This window comes from Streptomyces glaucescens, from assembly GCF_002154375.1.
In the GTDB taxonomy this organism is placed as follows: Bacteria; Actinomycetota; Actinomycetes; order Streptomycetales; family Streptomycetaceae; genus Streptomyces; species Streptomyces glaucescens.
In genome coordinates this window covers 1-2,822 of sequence record NZ_MUND01000176.1, presented here as the reverse complement: position 1 = coordinate 2,822, position 2,822 = coordinate 1, and the positions used below count along the sequence as shown (strand labels likewise).

Genomic DNA, 2,822 nt, shown 5'->3' with positions numbered 1-2,822 from the left:
CGCCGGGCCGCCCGCCCCGGTGACGGCGGCGAGACGGTCAGACTGCGGGACGGCCACGGAGCTCCTCCTCGAAGACCAGAAGCCACAGGTCGGCGGCCGAGTCGTTGACGAGGCCGTGCTCGCCGTACGGACGGTTGACGACGACGTCCCCGGTATCGACGCGGAACTCGGTCCCGTCCCGGTACATCAGGCCGCTGCCGCTGAGCACGACGTACGTCTCACGGTCGCGGCCGTGCCGATGGCGGCCGATGGAAGTGCCGGGCGGCAGCACCGCGATGTCGATGAACTCCGCTCCGGCACTCCCCTCGGCGCGTGAGAACAGGCGGTGGGCGAGGATCGTGCCCAGTCCGCCGTGGTCGTGCTCCTTGCCCCGCAGGAGCGTGCCGAGGCTCACCACGTCATGGGCGGTCACGATGCGCGCCCCTCCTTCGCCAGCGCGTCCAGAGCGGCCCGCAGCACGTCGGCGGGCACGTCCTCCAGCCGCTCCACGAAGTCCGCCTTGCCGATGCCGGTCGGCACCACGAGATGCAGCTTGCGTCCTCGTCGCTGCCAGGACGCGTGCAGGGCCTGCGTCATCAGTTCCGGCGTGCAGGTGGCGGGGTCGAACACGGGAAGGCCGATGCGGCGCAGCAGCGTCACCACGCGCTCACAGCTCTCCGCGTCGACGAGTCCCAGCAGCCGGGCCAGGTGCGCCGACAGGGCCATGTCCACGGCGACGGCCTCGCCGTGTTCCAGGCGATGGCCGCCGGCCGTCTCGATCACCGGGCTGAAGGTGTGTCCGAAGTCGACGAGCCGGGCGAGGTCGTGCTCGCGGAGGTTGGGGCACAGCTCCTCCATCATCAGCCGCATGGAGGTGCGGACCACGTACGTCTCCAGCGCGCCGTCGGAGGAGCGCAGGAAGGCGTCCGGGTGCTCCTCCAGCGACTCGAAGAGACCGGCGTCCAGGATCACGGCCATCTTCACGATCTCCGCCAGGCCGCAGCGGATCTCCCGGGCCGGCAGGGTGGCCAGCAGGGCGGGATCGTTGAGCGAGGCGTGTGCGGGGTGGTAGGCGCCGAACATGTTCTTCGTGTTGAGGGCGTTGACCCCGGTCTTGACCCCCACGCCCACGTCCACCTGCCCCACCAGGGTGGTGTTGACCTTGATGTAGCGGATGCCGCGCGCGTACATCGAGGCCGCGAAGCCCACGACGTCCGCGACGATCCCGCCGCCCACGGCGAGCATCACCCCGTGGCGGTCCAGGCCGCTCGCCTTGGCGATCGCGCACACCCGTTCCGCCGACGCGAGCGTCTTGTTCCGTTCACCGCTGTCGATGGTGTGCACGCTCCAGCTGCCCGGTTCGAGCAGCGCGTCGAGATAGGCGCGCAGCCGGTCGCCGTAGATGCGGTCCACCGTGGGGCCGACGAAGGCCACCACCCGGCGACCCGCGACATAGCCGGCGAGGAGCGGGTTGCGGGGGTCGAACACTCCGTCGGTGACGTCCACGCGGTAGTGCGTTCCGTCCGGCGCCAGCAGGTCGAAGCCTCCGGCGTCCTCACGGACTCCCTCAAGCTGAGCAAGGGCCTGGCCTGACATCTCTCTCCTCGGTCCTCGTTCCGTGCGGTTCGCCGTCGCTGAACACGCGGGTGACGGCCTGTACGTGGGGATGGCCGGGCAGGTCCTCCAGCGGGACCGGCCGGCCGTGCCGGTCCGCCACCGGCAGCCTCCAGTTGGGGTGCACCTCCGCGGTGCCGGGCAGGTTCTGGGGCCTGCGGTCCCCGGTGGCGTCCGGCAGCCAGACCCCGAGCAGGGCCGACGGTGTGCGGGTCAGGAAGCGGTGCAGGGCGACGACCTCGCCGTCGGGGTCGGGCAGCAGGTCCAGCCGGCGCAGCTCGGCCAGCCAGCCGTCCCGTTCGGCCGCCGCCTGCGCCTTCTCCTCCGGCTCCGGGCGGGTCAGCAGGCCCAGCCGGGCCCGCAGGTCGACGTGTTCGCCGCTCAGCCAGGCCGCGGTCGTCGGCAGGTCGTGCGTGGTCAGCGTGGCCAGGCAGTTCGTGCGCCACTGCCGCGGCGGCAGCGGACCGTGCCGTCCCTCCGACCCGCCCAGGTACTCGAAGCGCTGCACCGAGGTGCCGAGCACCCCTCGTGCGGCCAGTTCCTCGCGGACACCGTGCTCCACCGTGCCGAGGTCCTCACCGATCACCACCGCCCCGGCCCGGTGCGCCTCCAGGAGCAGCACACCGAGCATGGCCTCGGCGTCGTAGCGGACGTAGGTGCCCTCGGACGGCGGCCGGCCCTCGGGCACCCACCACAGCCGGAACAGGCCCATGACGTGGTCGACCCGCAGCGCCCCCGCGTGCCGCATGCCGGCCCGCAACAGCGCGGCCAGCGGGCGGTACCCCTCGGCGGCCAGCGCGTCGGGCCGCCAGGGCGGCTGGCCCCAGTCCTGCCCGAGCGGATTGAAGTCGTCCGGGGGAGCCCCGACACTCATCCGGCCGGCCAGGCAGTGCTGGAGCGTCCAGGCGTCGGCGCCCTCGGGGGCGACGCCCACCGCGAGGTCGTGCACCAGTCCGATGTCCATGCCGGCGTCCTTCGCCGCGCGCTGGGCGCCGGCGAGCTGCTCGTCGGTGATCCACGCCAGCCAGCGGTGGAACGCGACCGCGTCGGCCAGTTCCCCGCGGGCCTCGGCCACCCGCGGCGACCGCGGGTCACGCAGCCCCTCCGGCCAGGACCGCCAGGCGCCGCCGTGCACCTCGGCCAGCGCGCACCAGGTGGCGAAGTCCGTCAGGTCCTCGCCCTCGCGGGCGGTGAATGCCTCCAGAGCCGCACGGCGGCCCGGCGCGGGC

Annotated in this window: 3 protein-coding genes; all 3 read right to left on the bottom strand. The window is 73.2% G+C overall.

Annotated elements, in window-relative coordinates:
- Window positions 1-37: 37 nt before the first annotated feature.
- Complete coding sequence (locus CCN42_RS13225; protein WP_245877262.1) at window positions 38-412, bottom strand: cupin domain-containing protein; 375 nt, start codon at window positions 410-412, stop codon at window positions 38-40.
- Window positions 409-1,575: a sedoheptulose 7-phosphate cyclase gene (locus tag CCN42_RS13220; protein ID WP_086735608.1), complete on the bottom strand. Its 1,167-nt coding sequence runs from the start codon at window positions 1,573-1,575 to the stop codon at window positions 409-411. The genes CCN42_RS13225 and CCN42_RS13220 overlap by 4 nt, the downstream gene beginning before the upstream one ends.
- Window positions 1,547-2,822: 4-alpha-glucanotransferase (malQ, locus tag CCN42_RS13215; RefSeq protein WP_107427588.1), on the bottom strand; the 1,276-nt coding region annotated here is incomplete at its 5' end. The genes malQ and CCN42_RS13220, both read right to left, overlap by 29 nt.